Source organism: Streptomyces rubrogriseus (assembly GCF_027947575.1).
Lineage (GTDB): Bacteria > Actinomycetota > Actinomycetes > Streptomycetales > Streptomycetaceae > Streptomyces > Streptomyces rubrogriseus.
Genome location: NZ_CP116256.1, coordinates 4,914,777 through 4,936,356 on the forward strand (window position 1 = coordinate 4,914,777; position 21,580 = coordinate 4,936,356).

Sequence of the window (21,580 nt, forward strand, 5' to 3'; positions counted from 1 at the left end):
GCAGGGGATGTCAAGGGTCGAGAGGGGACGTCACATGCGCTCGGTCGCCGCCGACGCCGAGGAGAGGGTCAAGGAGCTGATCGTCGAACAGGGCCTCGGCCCCGGCGACCCGCTGCCCACCGAGACGGAGCTGATGGAGCGTTTCGGCGTCAGCCGCAACTCGCTGCGCGAGGCACTCAAGTCCCTCCAGGCCATGCACATCGTCGAGATCCGGCGGGGCTTCGGGACCTACGTCGGGACCATGTCGCTGGAGCCGATGACCGAGGCCATGGCCTTCCGTACGGTGGTCGGACACCGCCGGGGGCAGGGCAGCCTGCTCGAACTGCTTCAGCTGCGGGAGGCCCTGGAGGCGGGGCTCATGCACCAGTTGGCCGGCCGGCTGCCCGCCGAGGACCTGGCCGAGCTGGACGCGCTGGTGGAGACGATGCACACGGAGGTGCGCGAGACGGGCGAGATCGCGGCGCGCACCGACCGCGCCTTTCACCGCGCGCTGCACCGTTCGCTGGACAACGACCTGCTCAGCGAGTTGCTCGACGCCTTCTGGAGCGCCTTCCACCAGGTGCGCGCCCAGGCGCGGGGGATCGGCGCTGCGGCCGACGGCGAGGAACTGGCCCGGATGCACGCCAGGATCGTCGAGGCCGTGCGCGCGGGCGACGCGAAGGCGGCGGAGACGGCCGTGCACCGGCACTTCGACGACATCCGCGGCCGGCTGTCCCAGCACTGACGGCCGAGAGCCCCGCTCGCCCCTCGTTCGTGTGAAGAAGGGCCGGGGTGTCCTCCAGTCGGGTGACGGCCGGGAGGGCGCGTCGCCGCGCGCGCTTACGGTTTCGCGGTGACCTCGATCTCCGCTGACCCGCGCCCCCTGCGAACCGCCGACCTCGGCACCCTCGTCATCATGTCCTGGAGCCGTGAGACGCCCGACGGCGACGTCCCCTTCCTCCTCGCCTGTTCGCTCGGCGACGGGGAGGGCGGCCCGGAGGCGGTCCCGGCCGCCGTCGAGGGGCTGCTGAGCCGCTCCGGACTCTCGGTGGGCGGCGACACCGTCCTCGACGCCACCGCCCTGCCCGGCCTGCCGATCGGCCTGCTCGTCGTACCGGGTGCGGCGGCCCTCACCATGCCGGGGGTCAACGCCCAGTTCGTACCCACTCCCGAGTGGCGGGCGGCGGCCGACCGGCGGGGGTACGCCTGCCTCATCTTCGCCACCCGTCCCTGGTCCGGGGGCGAGCCGGGCGACGGCGAGGCGGTCGCCGCCTTCGCCAACCACGCGGACACGCTCTCCTCCGCGGCGCAGGTCGTCCTGTCCGTACGGAGCCTGCGCGGCTGAGGCCGGGCTCGCGGCCCGCCGCCGGGGTGGCGGCGGGCCGTCTCACGTCCACAACTCGCCGCTGTCGCACACCCGGGCGCCCATGTTCCGCTCCATCATGCGCAGCGCCGCGTCCGCCAGATCGGCGTGGATGTGGGCCACCGCGTCACGCGCCACGATGACCTGCAGATGGCGGATGTGGGCGTCCAGCGCCGAGTAGAGCACGCACTGCTCGGTCACCTGCCCGCACAGCACGAGCCGGTCGATCCCCTGCTGGTGGAGCAGATAGGTGAGCGGGGTCTCGAAGAACACCGAGTGGCGCGCCTTGACCACGAAGAGGGAGGACTCGTCGGGCTTCAGCGGCTCGACGAGGTGGGAGTGCGGCCCGGAGAGGGCCTTGTCGAGGATCTCGCCGTGGTGCGAGCGCCACTCCCCGAAGTTGTCGTTGACGTAGATCACGGGGACGCCCTGCCGCCTCGCCCGGTCCAGCAGGCCGGTCACGTTCGGCAGCACGGACTCCACGGCGGGGATCAGGGACTCGGCGTCCTGGTGATCGTAGGTGTTGATCATGTCGATGACGATCAGCGCGGTCTTGCCCATGCCGCCCAGGTTGCCACTGGACGGCGGCGAAACCCCTCTCCACCCGCCTCCCGCGGGTCGGTGGGCCGTCCCGCTCACCACGTGGCCCGCTCGGGCGGCTCCGTCCCGTCCCCCTCGGGCAGAGGCGGCTCCCAGGGCGCCGGTCCCCCGCCCTCGCACCAGTCGCGCAGCCGCTCCTCGTTCACGCAGACTATGCCGCACCACTCGGCGTAGTCGGCGGCCGGTGCGGTGAAGTCGCTGCTGGTGACGAGGACCGCCACGTCGGCCCCGTGCACGGTGAAGCAGGTGCCGCCGAAGCGCTGGAGGTCCTGGGAGCCGACCTTGTTGTCGTCGCCGTAGCGCTTGCACTGGATGACGACCCGCCGGCCGTCGGGAGCGGTCGCCAGCACGTCGGCACCGAGATCGCCCGCTCCGCCCACCACCTCGACCTCGGTGCAGCCGTCACGCCGGCACAGGTCCGCTATCGCCTCCTCGAACTCGTCGGGGCTGAGCTCCTCGTGTTCGGTGCGGACCACCGCGGTGGTCTCCTCGGGGCACACGTGCTCCGCCGCTTCCACCGCGCGTCCCCGCTCCAGTTCGTCCAGCGCCGTCGCCGTGGCCGCGGCCAGGGCGTCCGTGGTACGAACGGCCGCCCGCGCGGCGGCACCCCGGCTCCGCGCGTTCCGGGCCAGGAGGGCGGCCGCGACCGCCCCGAGTACCAGGACGAAGACCCAGGCCGGCCGCCGCTGCGCCACGTCGAACGCCATGCGCACGACCCATCCCGTCAGGACCAGGGCGACGGCGGCGAGGCCGAACGTCACGGTCGTCGCCCGGAGGTCGAAGCGACGCCTCACGCGTCCGCCTCGGACACGGGGTTCAGGCACGGTCACGTTGGTCGTTCCTTCCCGGGTGGCCGACATGAAGATCACGTAGGCCTTGTGCCCAGGAACCACCCGTTCAGCGTCCGTTCATGACACGCCGTCGGATGGCTCATCCAAGCCGTCGGGGAATATGTCCGGCATACCTTTCGGAATATGAAGAAATGCCATGTCGTGTACCTGGTGTGCACCGCAGCCATGATCGGGACGGGGCTCGGCGCGGCCCCGGCGTCCTCCGTTCCCAGGACCCACCTGGTCCACCCCGGAGAATCGATCCAGAAGGCGGTGGACGCCGCCGAGCCGGGCGACACCGTCCTCGTCACCACCGGCACCTACCGCGAGAGCGTCAAGGTGAGCACCCCGGGTCTCACCCTGCGGGGCATGGGCCGCAGTACGGTCATCAGGCCCAGCACCCAGAAGGCCGCCGACAACACCTGCGCCGAGGGCGGCAACGGCATCTGCGTGATCGGCACGAAGGACGAGAACGTCAAGGGCATCACCGTCTCCGACCTGACGGTGACCGGGTTCACCCGCACCGGGGTGTTCTCCATGGCCACCGACGGGCTGACGGTCCGGAACGTGAACGCGGTGAAGAACGGCGTCTGGGGCATCGCCCAGGAGCGGTCGGTCCACGGCATCATCCGCGGCAACACCGCCCGTGACAACGGCGACGCGGGGATCTTCCTGGCCAACAACATCAAGGCCGAGGAGGGCGCCGCCGACACCGAGGGCACCCTCGTCGCGCACAACCGCCTCGAGGGCAACCGCATCGGCGTCACCGTCCGCCGCCTGCGCAACCTCGCCGTCGCGGGCAACCACATCACCGGCAACTGCGCGGGCGTCTTCGTCGTCGGCGACGAGAACAAGCCCAAGGCCGGCGACCTGGTCGTGCGCGACAACCGCGTGCTGCGCAACAACAAGTCCTGCCCGAAGACCGACCGGCTGGAGGCGCTCCAGGGCTCCGGCATCGTCCTGACCGGTGTCGAGAAGGTCCTGGTCGCCGACAACACGGTCGAGGGCAACTCGGGCAAGTCGTCGATGTCGGGCGGCATCGTCCTGGCCTCCAGCATGGTGGGCACCGCCAACGCGAAGAACGAGGTCAACGGCAACCGGCTGAGCCGGAACTCCCCCGCCGACCTGGTCAACGCCGGGACCGGCGACACCGGCAGGAGCAACACCTTCACCGGCAACACCTGCGGCGCCTCCAAGCCCGCGGGCCTGTGCTGAGCCGGCCGTAACCACCCGTGGACCGAAGAAGGCCCATGGACCGACGAAGGAAGGAAAGCGGCGCATGACGACCGCACAGACCGCCCCACCCCCGCCCATGCGGCTGAGGGAGCTCGTGTTCGGCGCGGCATGTGCCGCCGCCCTCCGCGCGGCCGCACGGCTCGGCGTCGCCGACGCGCTCGGCGACACCCCCATGGCCGTGGAGGACCTCGCGGCCGCGGTGAAGACCGAACCCAAGCCGCTGCGCCGGCTGCTGCGCGCCCTGACCTGCTACGGCGTCTTCACCGAGCAGCGCAACGGGACGTTCGCGCACACCGACATGTCCCGGCTGCTGCGCGAGGACGACCCGCACAGCCTGCGCAACATCACCCTGTGGTGCACCGAGCCGTGGACGTGGGACGCCTGGCCCCTGCTCGACGAGGCGGTGCGCACCGGCTCCAACGTCGTCGAGGGCCTGTACGGCAAGGAGTTCTTCACCTATCTCAACGAGGACGCGCCCCAGTCGGCCGAGGTGTTCAACCGTGCCATGACGACGTCCAGCCGGCAGTCGGCCCAGGACGTCGCAGCCCTCCTCGACCTGTCGGCGAGCACCTCGGTCGCCGACATCGGCGGCGGCCAGGGCCACGTGGTGGCGAGCCTGCTGGAGAAGTACCCGGCCATGCAGGGCACCCTGCTCGACCTGCCGCGGGTGGTGGAGAACGCCGACCCCCGGCTGCGCGAGGGCGGTGCGCTCGCGGACCGCGTCCGCATCGTGCCGGGCGACTGCCGCGAGGCCATCCCGGTGCGGGCCGACGTCTACGTCATCAAGAACATCCTGGAGTGGGACGACGACAGCACCGCCCGCGCGCTGCGCAACGTCATGGCGGCCGGCGGTCCCGGGGCCCGGGTCGTCGTCATCGAGAACCTCGTCGACGACTCCCCGTCGATGCGGTTCAGCACCGCCATGGACCTGCTGCTGCTCCTCAACGTCGGCGGGGCCAAGCACACCACCGACAGCATGGTCGGCCGGCTGACCGACGCGGGCCTCGTCATCGACGACATCCGCCCGGTCAACCCGTACCTGCACGCCTTCGACTGCACCGTGCCGAAGTGAGCTGACCCGGGGCCCGCACGCGCGTCGGCCGCCGTTCCGCACTGTCGCGGTCCGGCGGCCGACGCGTGGGGCGGGGCCGTTCAGGCGTCCGGCGCGCGACGGTCGGTGACCAGCTCCATCCGGGCACCCTCCAGAGCACGGACGAGTCCGCCCCCGGTCGGGGAACCGGCATCGGTGAAGCCGTCCAGAAGGGTCGTCAGCTCGGACACCCGGCCGGGGTCCGGAAGACCGAGGGTCACCGCGGGATCGCCGTCGTGGAGGTCCCCGCGTACGTCGACCAGCCGCACCACGACGTCGTCGCGCTGGAAGATCGTGCTGCACAGCACCGGGCTGCGCGGATCCCTGGCCGCCGCCTCGTCGCGCTCGGCGAGCAGCTGGGCCAGCCGCATGCCGCAGCCCGGACGGGCCGGGTACGACAGCGCGTGCCGCTGCGCCCGGTCCTGCTCCTCCCCCGCCGTCACGTGGTGGACCGCGGGCAGCGCCGCCCGCGTGTAGAAGACCCGGGCGGACTCCGGGTCGCCGAGGTCCCGGTCCTGCTCCAGGTACGGGTTGATGGCCTCCTCGACGGCCCGCACCTCGGGCTGCTCGGCCACGTGCCGCAGGGCCGCGAGCAGGTCGCCGCGCACCTCGATGGCCCGTACCACGCGGTTGCCGTGCAGGAACAGGGACGTACGGCACAGACGCGTGGTGTCGTCGACCCGCGGCTCGGGAGAGGAGTAGTCGGCGAGGATCTTGCCGACCGCCTCCTCGCTGCCCGGCTTCACCGTGAAGGTGAGCGCGTGCCGGATGACGCCGTCGCCGACGCGGGGCGCGGCCTGCAGTCCGCCCCGGGCCGGATCGGCACCGGTCGACGGGTGGCCGGTCTCGCGGACCACGTGGAAGCGGAGCGAGCGGGTGTCCCGTACACAGCTGTGCAGCGGCTTGACCATACGCACGTGCTCTTCGCTGCTCACCCAGTTCAGGAACGGCGGCGCGCTCTCCCACTCGCTGGTGATCAGCCACTGGGAGGGGTTCTCGATGGACTGGCACAGCTGCTCGCCGAGGTGACCGGGGACGGACTCGACGTGGCTGCGCAGGTTCTCGTACGTCTCGAGGAACTGCTGCTGGGCTCCGTCGTAGACCTCCACCAGCAGGACGACCCGCAGCCGGGAGCCGTCGAACACGGACTGGGAGACCTGGTGCGACAGCTGTCGCGTCAGCGGTTCCGAGGCGATCGGTCCGGAAGCGGGCGCTTCGGAGGAAAGGGGTTCGGAAGCAGGGGTGGGCGTGGTGGTCATCCTGCGCACATCTCCTTCGCGGGGGCGGAACTGAACGTCGGCCGCGGTGATGCGACGCCGGCTTGCCTCGATCCTGTGCCGGGCCCCGTCGGCGCGCGACTCGTGTGCGGTGCGCGGGTGACCGGCGCCGCGGCCGGCCCGGTGCGCGGCCTCAGGCGAGGTGCGCGAAGACGACCAGGTTGTCCGTGTAGTCCTTGACCTTGTGGTCGTAGTCGCCCGCGCAGGTGATCAGTCGCACCTCGGCCCGGTCGGCGTCGCCGTAGACGCGGTCGCTCGGGAACTCGTCCTTGGCGAAGGTCTCCAGGCTGTCGACCACGAAGGTCGCCCTGCGCCCGTCCGCGCGCCGGACCTGGAACTTGTCGCCCTTGTCGAGCTGGTCGAGGCGGGCGAAGACGGCGGCCGACGTCTTGGTGTCCACGTGCCCGGCGATGATCGAGGTGCCCTTCTCGCCGGGCGAGACGCCCTTGGCGTACCAGCCGACGAGGTTGGTGTCGCCGGCCGGCGGCGGCTGGAGCTGCCCCTTGTCGCCGATGGCGAGGTCGGTGAAGGGGGCGTCGACGGAGATCTCCGGGATCAGCAGGCGCACCGGCTCCGACCGGGGCAGGGCGGAGTCGGCCGCGCCGGTCGCGGGCGGGGCGGACGAGGCGGTGGTGCCGGGATGCGCGGGCAGCGGCGGGCGGGCGGAGTCGGCGGACGTGTCGTTGCCGCCGACCAGGCTCACCGCCAGGATCAGCAGGGCCACGGCGCACAGCACCATCAGGCCGGAGCGGGAGCCCTGACCGGTCGTCGTCTCGTCGTCGGCCGGGGCGGGGGTGGGAGGGGTGACTGACATCGGGGACGACCTCACTGGGACACGGCGGCAGGACGGAGACGTGGAGCGGCGGAGTGGGCAAAGGGGGCGAGCCGGGCCGCCCCGTGGTTCCTGGGTGGCGGCCCGGCTGCTATGGCGCCCGGCACGGCTTACGCCACTCCGTGAGCCGACTTCTTGCGTCGGACGGCGTACAGGCCGGTCGCGGCGACGGCCAGGACGGCGAGCCCGCCCGCGGTCGTGGTCGGCGTGGCCAGACCGCCACCGCCGGTGTGCATCCCGCCGCGCGGCTTCTCGTGCTCACCGCCGCCCCGGGAGCTCTCGCCCTCGTCCTGCTGGTAGGTCTGCGAGCCGCCCTCCTTGGACTCGCGGCCGCCGCCGTCCCAGTCGCCCTCGTTCACCGCGGCCAGCGCGCCGCCGCCGGTGTGCATGCCGCCACGGGGCTCGTCGTGCTTGCTTCCGTTGTCGTGCTCCTTGCCGGAGGACGCGTCGTCGTGGTTCCAGTCGCCCTCGTTCACCGCGGCCAGCGCGCCGCCGCCGGTGTGCATGCCGCCACGGGGCTCGTCGTGCTTGCTTCCGTTGTCGTGCTCCTTGCCGGAGGACGCGTCGTCGTGGTTCCAGTCGCCCTCGTTCACCGCGGCCAGCGCGCCGCCGCCGGTGTGCATGCCGCCGCGCGGCTCGTCGTGCTTGCTTCCGTTGTCGTGCTCCTTGCTGTACGAAGAGTCGTCGTGGTCCCAGTCGCCACCGGCCGCCGCGTAGGCGCCGGGAGCACCGAGGACGAAGACGGCCGAGGCCGCCGCCGTGGTCAGGAGCATCCGAGCAGAACGCATCTGTGGTTCCTTCCGTCACGGCCGGGCAGCTGGTGCTTCGTCAGCTGAGATGACCCGGCCCCGACGTGAATCACCGTCAGCCCGCCGTCCGTCTCGCACCACTCAAGGCGCTCAGCCGGGTGAACACGCCGCCCGTTCGGGTGCCGGGACCGCTCCCCGCCGGGCCGCGAACTGGTCCGGACGGCTGTGGAGTTGGGCCCGGCCCGGACGGGGTGTCACCCCGCGACGACCCGTCACCCGCGCCCGCGCTGCCCGGGGGTCCGCTACTCCTCCGGGTCCACGTGGGTCGGGTCCCGCACCTCGGCCTCCTGGCGCAGGGAGCCGGGAGCGGCCCGGTCGGGGGTGGCCTCGCTCTGCCCGGACTGGGGCGGCGGGGGCGGCTCGGTGTCGCCGGGCGCGCCCATGCCGGCGGCGGGCAGACGCAGGGCGAGCAGGGCGACGTCGTCCCCGCGGGGCGCGATGCGCGCGAGCAGTTCGTCGCAGAAGTCGTCGACGCTCCACCTGTCCACCCGCCGGGCGAGTACGCCGGCATGGTGGCGGAGCTGGTCCATGCCCACGTCGATGGGACGGTCGCGGCTCTCGACCAGGCCGTCGGTGTAGAGCAGGAGGAGGCTCTCCGGCGGGAGTTCCTCGCGCGTGTCGGGCCAGTCCAGACCCAGGCGCAGGGTGGCGCTCATGCCGATGAGCGGGCCGTGGCCACCCTCCAGGAAGCGCGTGCCGCCGTCCCGCGTGATCAGCAGCGGCGGCGGGTGTCCGGCGTTCACCCAGTGCAGCCGCCAGGGGCCGCCCTCGGCCCCCTCGACACGGGCGAAGACGAGGGTGGCCATGGGCGCGTCGCTGGTGTTGGTCACGGCCTCGTCCAGACGGCGCATGATCACGCTGGGCGGCTCCTGGTGGTCCCAGGCCAGGGCGCGCAGCATGTTGCGGACCTCGGCCATGTGGGCGGCGGCCTGCAGGTCGTGTCCGACGACGTCCCCGATGACCAGGGCCATCACGCCGTCGTCCAGGAGGAAGGCGTCGTACCAGTCGCCGCCGACCTCCATCGCGCTCTCGGCCGGCCAGTAGCGGGCGGCCATCCGCAGGTGGTCGACCTGGGGAAGCGGGGTCAGCAGCTGGCGCTGCATGGTCTCGGCGACGTTCTGCTGCTCGTGGTAGAGCCGGGCGTTGTCCAGGACCAGTCCGACGCGGCGGCCGATGTCCGCCAGCAGGGCGACCTCGGCCTCGGTGTGGGCGGGGCGCCCTCCGGCGCGGCCCACCGTGAGGATGCCGTAGGACCGCTGGCGGGTGCGCAGCGGGATGGCGACGGCCGCGTGGCCGCCGAGCCGTTCGAACAGCACCCGGTGGGTGGCGGCGAGCGGGTGCTCAGGGTCCCGGAACAGGTCGTCGGCCTTCAGCGGGACGGGCCGGTCGCCCTTGATGAGCAGGGTGAGCGCGGCGCGGGCCTGGTCCGGCAGCGAGGTCATGGGCCCGCGCAGGGGTCTGGCCCGGTCCGGCCGGGTGCTGCTGCGCACCGCCACCCGTTCCAAGAGGTCCGACTGGCCAGGGTAGACGTCGACCGCCGCCCACTGGCCCAGTTCCGGCACCAGCAGCCGCACCAGCCGGCGCAGGGTGGTGGAGGTGCGCTCGGTGGGGACCAGCACGGTGGAGATCTCGGCGACCAGGTGCAGCTGGGCGGTGAGTGCCTCCAGGGCGGTGGTCCGCGCCTCGGTCTCCTCGGCGGCGCTGCGGTGCAGGCTGAAGTCGTGGAAGACGAGCACCAGCCCTTCCTGCCGTCCGCCGCGGACGAGGGGGGTGGTGGCCCAGATGATGGGGACCGTGGTGCCGTCGGCCCGCTGGAAGTACTCGTCGCTGCCCTCCTCGGCGGGCACCCCGTGCAGCGGGCGGCGCAGCGCGCACCGCTCGCGCGGTACGGGGCTGCCGTCGGCGTGCCGGTGCAGGAGGTCGTGTGCGTCGTGCCCGAGCATCTCCTGCTCCGACCGTCCCAGCAGCTGCTCGGCCCAGGGGTTCACCGAGGTGATCCGGGCGGTGGGGCCGAGGGTGAGGACGCCGGCGCCGAGGGCGTGCAGGACGGCACGGGAGAAGTCGGGCTCCACGTCCTCCGACACGCCGTGCGCCTCGGCCGCCGTGTCGTGTCCTGGTTCCCTGCCGTCCTGGTGGCCCGCCCAGCGTGACGTCACGACCCTCACAGCCTTCCGATGCCGTCCATCCCGCCAGGTTCCCCGGGGGGCGGTGATGAACCGCTCCGCACGGCCGAGGGGGGAGGAGCGAGGGTGGGTAATCCGGTCGCCCGGCCCGGCCCGTGTCCCGTACGTTCACGTGATGTCCGAACTTCGAACCGATCGTCTCGTGCTCCGCGGCTGGCGGCCGTCCGACCTGGACCCGTGGGCGGCGATGAACGCCGACCCGGTGGTCCGCGAGTACTTCCCCGAGGTCCTGACCCGGGCGCAGAGCGAGGCGTCCGTGGCCCGCTTCCAGGCCGACCTCGACCGGCGGGGCTGGGGCTGGTGGGCGGTGGAGATCGCCGCCACCGGCGAGTTCATCGGCTTCGCCGGGCTCGATCCCGTGGAGGACGGCATGCCGTTCACCGGGGTGGAGGCGGGCTGGCGCCTGGCCCGCCCGGCCTGGGGGAACGGCTTCGCCACCGAGGCCGCGCGGGCCGTGGTGACCCACGCCTTCGAGGAGCTCGGGCTGTCGGAGGTCCTCGCGGTGACCGCGGCCGGCAACCGGCGTTCGCGGGCGGTGATGGACCGCCTGGGCATGACCTACGACCCGGCCGACGACTTCGACGACCCGGAGATCCCCGAGGGCCCCCTGCGCCGCTCCGTCGTGTACCGCCTCCGGTCCCGGGACCACCGGCCCGGCGCGCTGTAGCGGGGGCCGGGCGGTGGACGGCGGCGTCCGTCACCGCGCGGGACCGGGCCGCCGCACGGGACCGGGCCGCCGCCCCGCACGCCGGTGCCGCGTCACGGCCCGGAGCGGAACGCGCCGCCGCGCCGGCGGGTGCCGGGCCACCGGACACCACCGGCCCGCCGCCACGCACGCACCTCCCGCGACACCACCCGGCGTTCGGTCGGCCGGCGCGCACGCGCCTGCTGCGCGACCGCCGAGAGCCAGTCCCGCCACCGCGCGAGCAGGTGCCGCGCACCGCCCGGAGCAACGCCCCGACACCCCACAGGCAGGTGCTGCGCCACCACGCCGAGCAGGGCCGCCGCCGGCGGAACCGTCGCCCCGGGGCGGTCGCTCCGCCGCGCGCGTGACGCGTCCCTCCGGGCGGGTCGGACGCAGTGGGTCAGGCCGGGCGGCCGAGGGTGGCCGTGCCGTTCAGGTCGTCGGCGAGTCCCACGGCGGCCCTCATGCGCTTGCCGACCGGCTCCCGGTGCACCTCGAAGCTCTCGCAGACGGCCATGACGATCTCCAGCCCGTGCCGGCCGACCCGGCCGGGGTCCGCGGGCCCGGGCACGGGGAGCACCGGCGTGCTGTCCCACACCGTGACCTCCACCCGGTCCTCGGCCAGCTCGAGATCGACCAGCGAGGGACCGGGCGCGTATTTGCAGGCGTTCGTCAGCAGCTCGCTGACCACCAGTTGCACCACTTCCACCGCGCGGTCGGACACTCGGGCGCCCTGCGCCGCGCGCACGCGCGTCAGAAACCGCCGGGCCAGTTCCCGGCCCCTGGCGATGTCGCCGGGCATGCCCTGGTACTCCGCCGAAATCTTGACCGACCCGTCCTCCAGCCGGTCCCCCGTACGGGCAGCCCCGTCCATCCGATCCGCCCTCTTCCTGAGCCTTGACCGTTACGCCGACCCGTCTACCCCCGAATCCGGCAAACATCACCCGCCCCACGGAGTCGTGCGGCGCACAGGCGTCAGGCGTCAGGCTTCCGTCGGGCGCAGGACCAGGCAGAGGAAGCCCAGGCAGTCCCGATAGCCCCGCAGCCACCCGTCCCGGTGGGCGGTGGCCGTCTCCAGCGCCTGCGCGCGGTCGGGGTCGGCGGGGTGGTCCAGGGCCCACTCGGCCAGTGTCCCGGTCCAGGCCCACTCGTAGTCGTCGAGTTCCCGGCGGGTGCTGATGTACCCGCCCACGGGCGTCCAGCCGTCCGCGACGACCCGGTCCAGGGTGGTCGGCAGGTCGTCGAGGTCACCCAGCGTCTCGACGGCCTCGGGGGACGGCTCGCGTTCCCAGAATCCGTCGCCGACCAGGACACGTCCGCCGGGCGCCAGGTGCTCGCCTGCGGCGGCGAGGGTGGCGGGCAGGCCGCCGAACGCGTGCGTGGAGCCGACGCAGAGGACCAGGTCGAAGCGGTGCGGGGCGGCGAACCGCGCGGCGTCCTCATGGTGCAGCGTCAGACGGTCCGCCACCCCGAGCCGGGCCGCGGCCTCACGGGCGTGGTCGAGCGCGCTCGCCGAGACGTCGACGCCCTCGGCCGTGAGACGTGGATGCCCGGCGAGAGCCCGCAGCAGCCACTCGGCGCCGCCGCAGCCCAGGTCGAGGACGCGCGCGCCGTCGCCGGGAACCGCGCGGGCGAGGAGCCGGCGTACCGAGTCGTCGTCGAGCGGTGCCGCGATCGGATGGTGGGCATGAGCGAGTCGGGAGATCTGTCGACGGTCCACCGACGGAGCTTCGCACGGCGGTCCGGAGGGCGCACCCGGTTTCCCGGGCGGTCCCGTCCGGCACGCGTGCGGCCGGACGGCGGCGGATCGCGGCACCGCCCGACTCGGCGGATTCCGGGGCTGGTCGGCGGCGGCCGGGTGGCCGATCCTGGTGACCACGTCGTCGAGCCGGGTGGCCGCCGGGGCCGCACGGCCGGAGTGGGGGGTGGCCACGTGGTGCAGGACGGACGGGTCTCCGCGCGGAAGGCCGACCGGGGCCGGGCCGGGCCGGCGTGCCCGGTCGACCGGGCGGCGGACGGGACCTGGCGGGTGCACGATTTCGCCGTCGCGCGGGCGCTGCTGCGCGGTCCCGGCACCGTACAGGCCGGTCTCGGCATCGAGACGGTGGAGAAGCTCCCGCCGCGCGTCCGCCGGCCCGTGCTCTACCGGGACGGCCCCGAGCACCGGGAGCACCGCAGGCAGACCGCCCGCTACTTCACTCCCCGCCGGGTGGACGAGCACTACCGCGAGCCGATGGTCCGGATCGCCGAGGAGCAGCTGGCCGTCCTGCGCTCGGCCGGCGAGGCCCCGCTCTCCGACCTCGCCTTCGGTCTGGCCATCGGCGTGGTGAGCGAGGTCGTCGGGCTGCGGTACAGCAGGCCCGGCATCCGCCGCAGGCTGGAGCGGTTCTTCCCGGAAAGGTTCGGCGAGCCGGGACTGACCAGTGTCCGGGGCCTGTACTGGCTGGTGCGGCAGAACACCAACTGGCTCCGCATCCACCTGGCCGACGTGCGCCCCGCCGTCCGCGCGCACCGCCGCCGCGAGCACGACGACCTGATCTCCCACCTGATCGCGGAGGGCTGCTCGGACGTCGAGATCCTCGGGGAGTGCCTGACGTTCGCCGCGGCCGGCATGGTCACCACGCGCGAGTTCGTGTGCCTGGCCGCCTGGCACCTGTTCTCGGACGCCGAGCTGCTCGGCCACTACCGGTCGGCGGACGAGCCGGGCCGCCTCGCCGTCCTCCAGGAGCTGCTGCGGCTGGAGCCCGTCATCGGGCGGTTGCGCAGGCGGGCCACGGAGCCGGTGGAGCTGCGCTGCCCCGGCGGGCCGGTGATGGTGGACCGCGGCGAGTACGTCGAGGTCCACCTGGACGACGCCAACGCGGACCCGAAGGCCGTGGGCGAGGAGCCGCTGCTCGTCCGCCCGGAGCGTGCCGGGGCGGTCGGCGCGGGGCTCTCCTTCGGTGACGGGCCGCACCGGTGCCCCGGGGCGCACATCGCCCTGCTGGAGACCGACGTGTTCCTCAGCCGCCTGTTCGCCCTCGACGGCGTCCGGATGAGCGGTGCGCCGCGCGTCGCCTTCCAGGAGGCCATCGACGGCTACGAGATCCGCGGGCTGACGGTGTCACTCCCCCGGGCCGGCCGCGGCTGACCGGCCCGGGGACCGACGTACGGCGTCGGCGCCGCGGTGTCAGCCGCCCAGGGCGCCGAGGACGACGAGCTTGGCCTCGTCCTGCACCCGGCGGAGGTGGTCCGCGCCGAGGAAGGACTCGCCGTAGATCTTGTAGACGTCCTCGGTGCCGGAGGGGCGGGCCGCGAACCAGGCGTTCTCGGTGGTCACCTTGATGCCGCCGATGGGGGCGCCGTTGCCCGGTGCCTCGGTGAGCACGGCGGTGACCGGCTCCCCGGCGAGGGTGTCGGCCGTGACCTGGGCCGGGGACAGCCTGGCCAGGCGGGCCTTCTCCTCGCGGGTGGCCGGGGCGTCGATGCGGGCGTAGGCGGGGTCGCCGAACCGGGCGGTGAGCGCGGCGTAGTGCTCGGAGGGCGTCTTGTCGGTGACGGCGGCGATCTCGGAGGCGAGCAGGGCGAGGATGATGCCGTCCTTGTCGGTGGTCCACACGGAGCCGTCCCGGCGCAGGAACGACGCCCCGGCGGACTCCTCGCCACCGAAGCCGAGGGAGCCGTCGACCAGTCCGTCCACGAACCACTTGAAGCCCACCGGTACTTCGACCAGGGGGCGGCCGAGGTCGGCGGCGACCCGGTCGATCATGCCGGAGGACACCAGCGTCTTGCCCACGCCCGCGTGGGCCGGCCAGTCGGAGCGGTGGGCGTAGAGGTAGGCGATGGCGGTGGCGAGGTAGTGGTTGGGGTTCATCAGGCCGGCGTCCGGGGTGACGATGCCGTGCCGGTCGGCGTCGGCGTCGTTGCCGGTGGCGATGTCGAAGCGGTCGCGCCCCTGGATGAGGGAGGCCATGGCGTGCGGCGACGAGCAGTCCATGCGGATCTTGCCGTCCCAGTCCAGGGTCATGAACCGCCAGGTCGGGTCGGTGAGCGGGTTGACCACCGTCAGGTCGAGGCGGTGCTGCTCGGCGATCCGGCCCCAGTACGCGACGGAGGCGCCGCCCAGCGGGTCCGCGCCGATCCGCACGCCCGCCGAGCGGATCGCGTCGAGGTCCAGGACGCTCGGCAGGTCGCGGACGTAGGCGTCGAGGAAGTCGTGGCGGCCGGTGCCGGGGGCGGCGAGCGCCCGCGCGTACGGGATGCGCCGTACGTCCTTCAGTCCGGCCGTGATGATCTCGTTGGCCCGGTCCTGGATCCAGGAGGTGGCGTCCGAGCCCGCGGGGCCGCCGTTCGGCGGGTTGTACTTGAAGCCGCCGTCGGCGGGCGGGTTGTGCGAGGGGGTGACGACGACGCCGTCGGCGAGGCCCGAGGTGCGGCCCCTGTTGTGGGTGAGGATGGCGTGGGAGACCGCCGGGGTGGGGGTGTAGCCGTCCGCGCTGTCGATGAGCACGGTCACGTCGTTGGCGGCGAACACCTCCAGTGCGGTGACCCTCGCGGGCTCGGACAGGGCGTGGGTGTCGGCGCCCAGGAAGAGCGGGCCGTCGGTGCCCTGTGCCGAGCGGTACTCGCAGATGGCCTGGCTGGTGGCGGCGATGTGGTCGTCGTTGAACGCCGCCGCCAGCGACGAGCCCCGGTGCCCGGACGTGCCGAAGGCCACGCGCTGGGCGGGCTCGCCGGGGTCCGGGTGCAGGGCGTAGTACGCCGTCACCAGCCTGGCGACGTCGATCAGGTCCTCGGGGCCGGCCGGCTTGCCGGCTCGGTCGTGCTGCATGCGCCCACTCCTCCGCATAGGTCGGGACTTCGCTCGCGGGTCCCATCTTCCCCTGTCCGCGGAGTGGTGCCGTGCGTGACGTCCGGTGTCAGATCCGGCCGCCGGTGAGGCGGGTGAGGGGTCCGTGCGCGTGTCGCCCGGCACGGCGGCCCACCGCGTAGGAGGCGGCGCTCACGGCGGTGAGGCCGGCGCCCACGCCGGCGGCGACGAGCTTGCGCTGGGAGATCACCGTCCACGCCGTCTTCGCCGTGGCCGCGACCTGTTCCGAGGTGGCGACGACGGCCTGCCGGCCGGCCGCGACGCTCTTGGCCGCCGTCTGCACGGCACCGTTCGCGGCGTCGACGGAACGCTGGGCACCGGCCTTGGCCGTCGACGCGGCGTCACTCGCCTTGCCCGCGGCGGCCTGTCCCGCCCGTGCGGCGGGTGCGGTCGCCTTCTCGGCGGCGCCGCGCGCCTTGGACTCGGCGGTCCGGGTGCCGGTGGGCTTCTTACTCGTGTCCTTGTTCGGATCGCTCATGGACACCGCTTTGCCCCTCACCGCCGCGGCAAACACGAACGCCTCTGGCGAGGGTCAACGCGCTTCGGACGTCAGGGTGTTGAACCGGTCACGGAGCGGCTTCACGGCAAGGCATTCGTCCGCGGTGCCGCGCAGCGCCCCGGACCAGGGGCCGGGCTCAACCAGGGGGCTGGGAAGCAGATGCGGGTGACGTCATGGGGGCCGGCCCGGAACGGCCGGCCCCACGCGGCCGGAGCCAGGCGAAACGGTGGGCTAGCTCCGGGTGCGCAAGGCCCGGGAGAGCGCGCTCATGCTGATGTCGATGACGGTGCGAAGCTGCTTCTGACTCGCCCTGGCCCTGCTCATCACGGCCAGCGACTGGTTGACCGCCGTCAGGTGAGCCGCGAAGTCGTCGGCATCGCCTTCGGCCAACTGTGTGGCGTTCAAGGCGGTCCGCAGCCGCGCATGCTGAAGGCGCAGGGCTTCGGTCGCGCGGGCCGCGACGGCGGGGCTGAGCGTCGGTGCCGCCATCGCGGTCTGGGCGATCAGGCATCCGTCGGGCACGTCGGGGTCGGCGATGCGCTCCAGGGTGACCTCGAAGAACGCCCGTACCGCCTGAAGCGGTTCCGCGGACGCCCCTGACAGCGCCTGGTCGTACCTGCTTCCGTACCGCTCGGCATAGCGGTCCAAGCAGCGCAGATAGAGCGAGTCCTTGTCTCCGAACGAGGAGTAGATGGAACTCCGGTTCAATCCGGTCGTCCTGGAGAGGTCGTCGAGAGACGTGTCGGCGTATCCGGCCCGCCAGAATTGGACCATCGCCGCGTCGAGCGCGACGCCCACGTCGAACTGCTTCTTCCCGGCCATCACACATGCACCTCGTTCTCGGACCAGCCGTTGCGGGCCCTGCCCATCCTATCTTGAACCAACCAGTTCAAGATGCGGTAGGCTCGGGACATGACCGACGACTCCACAGCCCCGAACCGCTCCTGCGATCGGAACCCGGTCCCCGGGTTGCCGCTGTACGACCTTGCGGGTTTCACTCACCGCTGGGTCGACGCGGAAGGCATCCGGCTTCACGCCGTGGAAGGCGGCCGGCCGGCCGGTCCCACCGTCGCCCTGCTCGCCGGATTCCCGCAGACCTGGTGGGCTTGGCGAAAGGTGATGCCGGGCCTTGCGGAGCGATTCCGTGTGATCGCGATCGATCTGCCGGGTCAGGGCCACTCCGACCGCCCCCGCGGGGGCTACGACACGCACACCGTCGCTTCACGTGTCCAGGCCGCGCTGACCGCGCTCGACGTTCCGAAGTACTGGCTCGTCGCCCACGACGTCGGGGCCTGGGTCGCCTTCTCGCTGGCCCTGAAGTACGAAGAGCGCCTGCACGGTGTCGCTCTGCTTGACGCGGGCATCCCCGGAATCACCCTGCCGGACTCCGTCCCAACGGACCCCGAACGGGCCTGGAAGACCTGGCACTTCGCCTTCCACCTGGTGCCCGAACTCCCCGAGACCCTGCTCAGGGGCCGCGAGCGTGACTACGTCGGCTGGTTCTTGAAGGTCAAGGCCCTGTCCCCGGACACCTTCGACGGCGCCGAGATCGACCACTACGCCGCCGCCCTCGCGGCCGAGGGGGGTCTCTCGGCGTCTCTCGCCTACTACCGCGACGCCGCGGAATCAGCACGTAGGAATCATGACGCTCTCGAACGAGGGCACCTGACCGTCCCGGTCCTGGGAATCTCCAGCTCCCACGGCTCGATACCCGACATGGCCGCCTCCATCAGCCCGTGGGCGGAGAACGCGACCGGCGTCCTCGTCCCCCGGGCCGGACACTTCATTCCCGACGAGCAGCCCGAGGCGACCGTGGACGTGTTGACCGCGTTCATCGATCACGAGCGTGCCGAGTAGTCGGCGACGCGGCGGCCGGCCCGGTGACCTCGGCGGGATCGGCCGGCAGCCGTGCCCCGGCATGGTCAACCCCGGTCAGGGCGCGTGAGGTCGCCGGGAACGTGATCCGGGTGACGACACCGGCCCGTCAGCGCCTCGGACCGGGCAGTTCCCGCGGCTCGATCCGCTCCTCCACCGCCGTGTCGCCGTCGCGGACGACCACGTAGGCGCCCTTGCCCGGGACTTCGGTGACCGCCTCGGTCAGTTCGGTGCCGCGGTAGACGAGGCCCACCCCGTCGTCCGTGCAGTGGGCCGTCGGGAGGGTGCCGTCGGCGACGAGGCGGTGGATCAGCGGACGGCGGCCCGGGTCGACGTCGTAGTGGACGCCGTTGCCGTAGGGCAGGAAGTCCAACGCGTCGGTGATCGGGCGCAGTTCGGGACCGAAGGAATCGGTGGCGCCGCCCCGGAACCAGCACAGCGAGCCCGCGCTCACGCCGCTGAGCACGACGCCCGCCTCCCACGCCTTGCGCATGATCCGGTCGAGGCCGTGCACGCGCCACACGGCCAGCAGGTTGGCCACCGATCCGCCCATCACCCAGACGACGTCCTGGGCGAGCACGGTCTCCTCGACGTCCTCGACGTTGGGCATGGGGAACAGGTGCAGCGGCGTCAGGTCGAACCCGGCGACCCGGGCGGCCTCCGTCATGCGGGCGGTGAAGTGCTCGGCGTCCCCTATGGCGGTGCCCACGTACAGGACGCGGGGGCGCCGGCCGTGCGCGCCCGAGAGGTCCACCGCGTGATGGACCAGGGCGTCGAAGGCCACCATGGTCCGGCCGCCCGCGCGATGACCGCCCGAGGTGGCGAGGATGGTGGGTTCCGGTGCCGTCATGCGGTGATCCTAACGACGGCTGGACGGCGGCAGCTGGGCCGGGCTCACCTGCTCGCCCAGTACCTCGGCCATGAACTGCACGAGCCAGCGCTGGGCCGGGCTGCGCGAGGACTCGTGCCGCGCGTACAGGGCGATCTCGATGGGTTCGGTCTCGAACGGCAGCCGCACCAGGCGCACCCGGTGGGACGCGGTGAAGACCTCGCCGACGTACTCGGGGACGATGGCCACCAGGTCGGTCTGCTCCAGCAGGTAGGGCAGCATCGAGAAGCGGGTGGCGTCCACGGCCACCCGTTCCAGGAGCCCGTGCGCGCCCAGCAGTGCCCTGGGCGTGACGTGGCCGCTCGGTCCGAACACCGTCGCGTGGTGCTCGGCGGCGAGGTCCGCCGCTGTGACCGCGTCGCCGCGCACCCGCGGATGGTCGGCCGCGACCATCAGGACGTAGCGCTCGCGGAAGAGCGGGATGCGCACGGTGAGGTGCGAGGTGATCACCGGGGTGGCCACGAACGCGTCGAGGTCGCCGCGGCGCAGCTGGCCCTCGGCGTCCTCCACGTCGAAGGGGCGGACGGTGAAGGACACGCCCGGCGCCCGCTCGCGCGCGGTGGCCACGAGCCTCGGCAGCAGCGTCGCCTCACCGAGGTCGGACAGGGCGATGGTGAACCGGCCCGACATGCTCCCGGCGTCGAAGAGGTCGCCCTGGCGGACCGTCCCGTCGATCTCGGCCAGCGCGCGCTGGAGCGGCAGGTACAGCCGCCGTGCGCCGGCGGTGGGGGACAGCCCGCGTCCGTTGCGGCGGAACAGCTCGTCGTCGAAGTGCCGCCGCAGCTTGCCCAGGCTGTAGCTGACCGTGGGCTGCGTGACGTGGAGCGTCTCGGCGGTGGCCGTGACGCTGCCCGTCTCGTAGAGCAGTACGAACACACGGGCCAGGTTGAGATCGAAGGTGCCCATATCGACGAACTCTATATCGGAGTGGCGAAACATCTATTGGTGCCCATGTCGCGGGGTGCCTAGCGTGTGCCGCGTCACTTCGAAAGGAACGTCCGTGCCATCCGTGCGTCGTGTCTCCCACGAACTCCTGGAGCGCCAGGGGCTCACCACCGTCTTCGGCAATCCGGGCTCCAACGAGCTGCCCTTCCTCGCCGAGCTGCCCGACGGCTTCCGCTACGTCCTCGGTCTGCACGAGGGCGCCGTGGTGGGGATGGCGGACGGGTACGCCCAGGCGACCGGTCGCCCGGTGCTGGTCAACCTGCACGCCGCCTCCGGTTCGGGCAACGCCATGGGCGCCCTGACGAACGCCGTCGCCTCCCGTACGCCGCTCGTGGTGGTGGCCGGGCAGCAGGTGCGCCCCGCCATCGGCCCCGAGGCCAACCTGGCCAGCGTCGACGCACCCGCCCTGATGAAGCCGCTGGTCGGCTGGGCGGCGGAACCGGCGTGCGCCGGGGACGTGCCGCGCGCGCTCGCCCAGGCCGTCTTCGAGGCGCGGCTGCAGCGTCGGCCCACCTACCTGTCCGTGCCGTACGACGACTGGTCGGCCGAGGTCGACGACAACGCCCTGGCCGTGCTCGACCGGCGGGTGCTGCGGGCCGCGGTGCCCGGCGGCGAGCAGCGCCGGTGGCTCGTGGAGCAGGTCGCCTCGGCCCGGCGCCCCGCGCTCGTGCTGGGCGGCGACATCGACTCGGCCGGCCGGTTCGACGACGCGGTGCGGCTGGCCGAGCGGCTGGGCGGTCCGGTGTGGGCGGCGCCCTCGCAGTTCCGGCTGCCGTTCCCGAACCGGCATCCGCTGTTCCGGGGCGTGCTGCCCGCCGGGATCGCACCGGTCTCCGAGGCGTTCGAGGGCCATGACCTAGTGCTCGTGCTGGGCGCGCCGGTCTTCCGCTACCACGAGCACCTGCCCGGCCGGTACCTGCCCGAGGGCACCCGGCTGATCCAGGTGACCGACGACGCCTCCGCCGCCGCGCGGGCGCCGATGGGCGAGGCGCTGGTCGCCGACCCGGGTGCCGTCGTCGACGTACTCCTGGAGGCGCTCGACGCCGCCGACAGGCCCGCGGATCCCTACCGGCCGGTGCCCGAGCCGCTCACCGCCGAGGGCCCGGCGCTCCATCCGGAGCAGGTCTTCGGCGCGCTGCGCGAGGAGATGCCCGAGGACACCGCGTACGTCGTCGAGTCGACGTCGACCAACGCGGCGTGGTGGCGCCAGATGGACCTGCGCCGCCAGGGCTCCTACTACTTCCCGGCGGCCGGAGGGCTCGGTTTCGGGCTGCCCGGCGCGGTGGGCGTCGCGATGGCCCAGCCCGACCGCCCGGTGGTCGGCGTGATCGGGGACGGCTCGGCCAACTACGGCATCACCGCGCTGTGGACGGCCGCGCAGCACCGGGTCCCGCTCACCGTCGTCCTGCTGCGCAACGGCACGTACGGGGCGCTGCGCTGGTTCGGTGGGCTGCTCGGCGTGCCCGACGCGCCGGGACTCGACATCCCCGGCCTCGACTTCACCCGCATCGCGGAGGGCTACGGCGTCCGCGCCCAGCACGTCGGCTCGGTGGCCGAGCTGCGCGCCGCGCTCGCCGAGACACCCGAGCACCCCCGGCTGATCCAGGTCGACACGGCGCTCACCACGCCCTCCTGAACC

21 protein-coding genes are annotated in these 21,580 nt (G+C 73.0%); 8 read left to right on the forward strand and 13 right to left on the reverse strand.

All coding sequences use genetic code 11. The annotated features are described in order from the left end of the window. Positions 1-34 precede the first annotated feature (34 nt). Together Sru02f_RS22515 and Sru02f_RS22520 are read left to right on the forward strand one after the other, a co-directional pair. Positions 35-724, forward strand: coding sequence for a FadR/GntR family transcriptional regulator (locus tag Sru02f_RS22515; RefSeq protein WP_109032216.1), 690 nt, complete (start codon positions 35-37; stop codon positions 722-724). Between the two features lie 108 nt (positions 725-832). Then, positions 833-1,324, forward strand: coding sequence for a DUF5949 family protein (locus Sru02f_RS22520; protein ID WP_109032215.1), 492 nt, complete (start codon positions 833-835; stop codon positions 1,322-1,324). Positions 1,325-1,366: 42 nt separating this feature from the next. Here Sru02f_RS22520 and Sru02f_RS22525 read toward each other — a convergent pair whose 3' ends face one another. Beyond that, positions 1,367-1,903 (reverse strand): cysteine hydrolase family protein, encoded by a 537-nt coding sequence (locus Sru02f_RS22525; RefSeq protein WP_109032214.1) that lies wholly within the window; start codon positions 1,901-1,903, stop codon positions 1,367-1,369. Positions 1,904-1,977: 74 nt separating this feature from the next. Then, positions 1,978-2,772 carry a restriction endonuclease gene (locus Sru02f_RS22530; RefSeq protein WP_109032560.1) on the reverse strand — a complete coding sequence of 265 codons (795 nt, stop codon included), beginning with the start codon at positions 2,770-2,772 and terminating at the stop codon, positions 1,978-1,980. A 144-nt stretch (positions 2,773-2,916) separates the two neighbouring features. Between Sru02f_RS22530 and Sru02f_RS22535 the strand changes: the two genes are divergently transcribed. After that, positions 2,917-3,987 (forward strand): right-handed parallel beta-helix repeat-containing protein, encoded by a 1,071-nt coding sequence (locus Sru02f_RS22535; RefSeq protein WP_109032213.1) that lies wholly within the window; start codon positions 2,917-2,919, stop codon positions 3,985-3,987. 64 nt (positions 3,988-4,051) lie between these two features. Next, positions 4,052-5,080 (forward strand): methyltransferase, encoded by a 1,029-nt coding sequence (locus tag Sru02f_RS22540; RefSeq protein WP_109032212.1) that lies wholly within the window; start codon positions 4,052-4,054, stop codon positions 5,078-5,080. 80 nt (positions 5,081-5,160) lie between these two features. Here Sru02f_RS22540 and Sru02f_RS22545 read toward each other — a convergent pair whose 3' ends face one another. The 4 genes from Sru02f_RS22545 to Sru02f_RS22560 all read right to left on the reverse strand — a co-directional run bounded on the left by Sru02f_RS22545 (position 5,161) and on the right by Sru02f_RS22560 (position 10,172). Next, positions 5,161-6,357, reverse strand: coding sequence for a SchA/CurD-like domain-containing protein (locus Sru02f_RS22545; protein WP_109032211.1), 1,197 nt, complete (start codon positions 6,355-6,357; stop codon positions 5,161-5,163). A gap of 151 nt (positions 6,358-6,508) precedes the next feature. Next, complete coding sequence (locus Sru02f_RS22550; protein WP_174855088.1) at positions 6,509-7,189, reverse strand: class F sortase; 681 nt, start codon at positions 7,187-7,189, stop codon at positions 6,509-6,511. A 128-nt stretch (positions 7,190-7,317) separates the two neighbouring features. Beyond that, positions 7,318-7,995, reverse strand: coding sequence for a hypothetical protein (locus Sru02f_RS22555; RefSeq protein WP_109032210.1), 678 nt, complete (start codon positions 7,993-7,995; stop codon positions 7,318-7,320). Between the two features lie 263 nt (positions 7,996-8,258). Beyond that, positions 8,259-10,172, reverse strand: coding sequence for a SpoIIE family protein phosphatase (locus Sru02f_RS22560; RefSeq protein ID WP_244941850.1), 1,914 nt, complete (start codon positions 10,170-10,172; stop codon positions 8,259-8,261). Positions 10,173-10,314: 142 nt separating this feature from the next. On the opposite strand from Sru02f_RS22560, the gene Sru02f_RS22565 reads away from it, so the two are divergent. Next, on the forward strand, positions 10,315-10,866 hold the full coding sequence (locus tag Sru02f_RS22565; protein ID WP_109032208.1) for a GNAT family N-acetyltransferase: 552 nt from the start codon (positions 10,315-10,317) through the stop codon (positions 10,864-10,866). 418 nt (positions 10,867-11,284) lie between these two features. Here the strand turns inward: Sru02f_RS22565 and Sru02f_RS22570 are convergent, their stop codons facing one another. Both Sru02f_RS22570 and Sru02f_RS22575 read right to left on the reverse strand, forming a co-directional pair. Beyond that, the gene (locus tag Sru02f_RS22570) at positions 11,285-11,758 is read right to left on the reverse strand and encodes an ATP-binding protein (RefSeq protein ID WP_109032207.1); all 474 of its coding nucleotides are present in this window, start codon (positions 11,756-11,758) and stop codon (positions 11,285-11,287) included. A gap of 108 nt (positions 11,759-11,866) precedes the next feature. Further along, positions 11,867-12,604: an SAM-dependent methyltransferase gene (locus tag Sru02f_RS22575; protein WP_109032558.1), complete on the reverse strand. Its 738-nt coding sequence runs from the start codon at positions 12,602-12,604 to the stop codon at positions 11,867-11,869. 213 nt (positions 12,605-12,817) lie between these two features. Here Sru02f_RS22575 and Sru02f_RS22580 point away from each other — a divergent pair, with 213 nt between their 5' ends. Beyond that, positions 12,818-14,014: a cytochrome P450 gene (locus Sru02f_RS22580; protein ID WP_109032206.1), complete on the forward strand. Its 1,197-nt coding sequence runs from the start codon at positions 12,818-12,820 to the stop codon at positions 14,012-14,014. A gap of 39 nt (positions 14,015-14,053) precedes the next feature. Here the strand turns inward: Sru02f_RS22580 and pgm are convergent, their stop codons facing one another. The 3 genes from pgm to Sru02f_RS22595 form a co-directional block, all read right to left on the reverse strand. Next, positions 14,054-15,694, reverse strand: coding sequence for a phosphoglucomutase (alpha-D-glucose-1,6-bisphosphate-dependent) (pgm, locus tag Sru02f_RS22585; RefSeq protein ID WP_109032205.1), 1,641 nt, complete (start codon positions 15,692-15,694; stop codon positions 14,054-14,056). 88 nt (positions 15,695-15,782) lie between these two features. Beyond that, positions 15,783-16,211, reverse strand: a complete 429-nt coding sequence (locus tag Sru02f_RS22590; protein ID WP_174855087.1) for a hypothetical protein — start codon at positions 16,209-16,211, stop codon at positions 15,783-15,785. A 252-nt stretch (positions 16,212-16,463) separates the two neighbouring features. Continuing rightward, entirely contained in the window at positions 16,464-17,054 is a 591-nt protein-coding gene (locus Sru02f_RS22595) for a TetR/AcrR family transcriptional regulator (protein WP_174855086.1), read from the reverse strand. 90 nt (positions 17,055-17,144) lie between these two features. Between Sru02f_RS22595 and Sru02f_RS22600 the strand changes: the two genes are divergently transcribed. After that, on the forward strand, positions 17,145-18,089 hold the full coding sequence (locus Sru02f_RS22600) for an alpha/beta fold hydrolase (protein WP_109032202.1): 945 nt from the start codon (positions 17,145-17,147) through the stop codon (positions 18,087-18,089). Positions 18,090-18,216: 127 nt separating this feature from the next. Here Sru02f_RS22600 and Sru02f_RS22605 read toward each other — a convergent pair whose 3' ends face one another. Then, complete coding sequence (locus Sru02f_RS22605; RefSeq protein WP_109032201.1) at positions 18,217-18,957, reverse strand: Type 1 glutamine amidotransferase-like domain-containing protein; 741 nt, start codon at positions 18,955-18,957, stop codon at positions 18,217-18,219. A 9-nt stretch (positions 18,958-18,966) separates the two neighbouring features. Beyond that, complete coding sequence (locus Sru02f_RS22610) at positions 18,967-19,902, reverse strand: LysR family transcriptional regulator (protein WP_109032200.1); 936 nt, start codon at positions 19,900-19,902, stop codon at positions 18,967-18,969. A 94-nt stretch (positions 19,903-19,996) separates the two neighbouring features. Here Sru02f_RS22610 and mdlC point away from each other — a divergent pair, with 94 nt between their 5' ends. Further along, complete coding sequence (gene mdlC, locus Sru02f_RS22615; RefSeq protein ID WP_109032199.1) at positions 19,997-21,577, forward strand: benzoylformate decarboxylase; 1,581 nt, start codon at positions 19,997-19,999, stop codon at positions 21,575-21,577. The last annotated feature ends 3 nt before the right edge of the window (positions 21,578-21,580 follow it).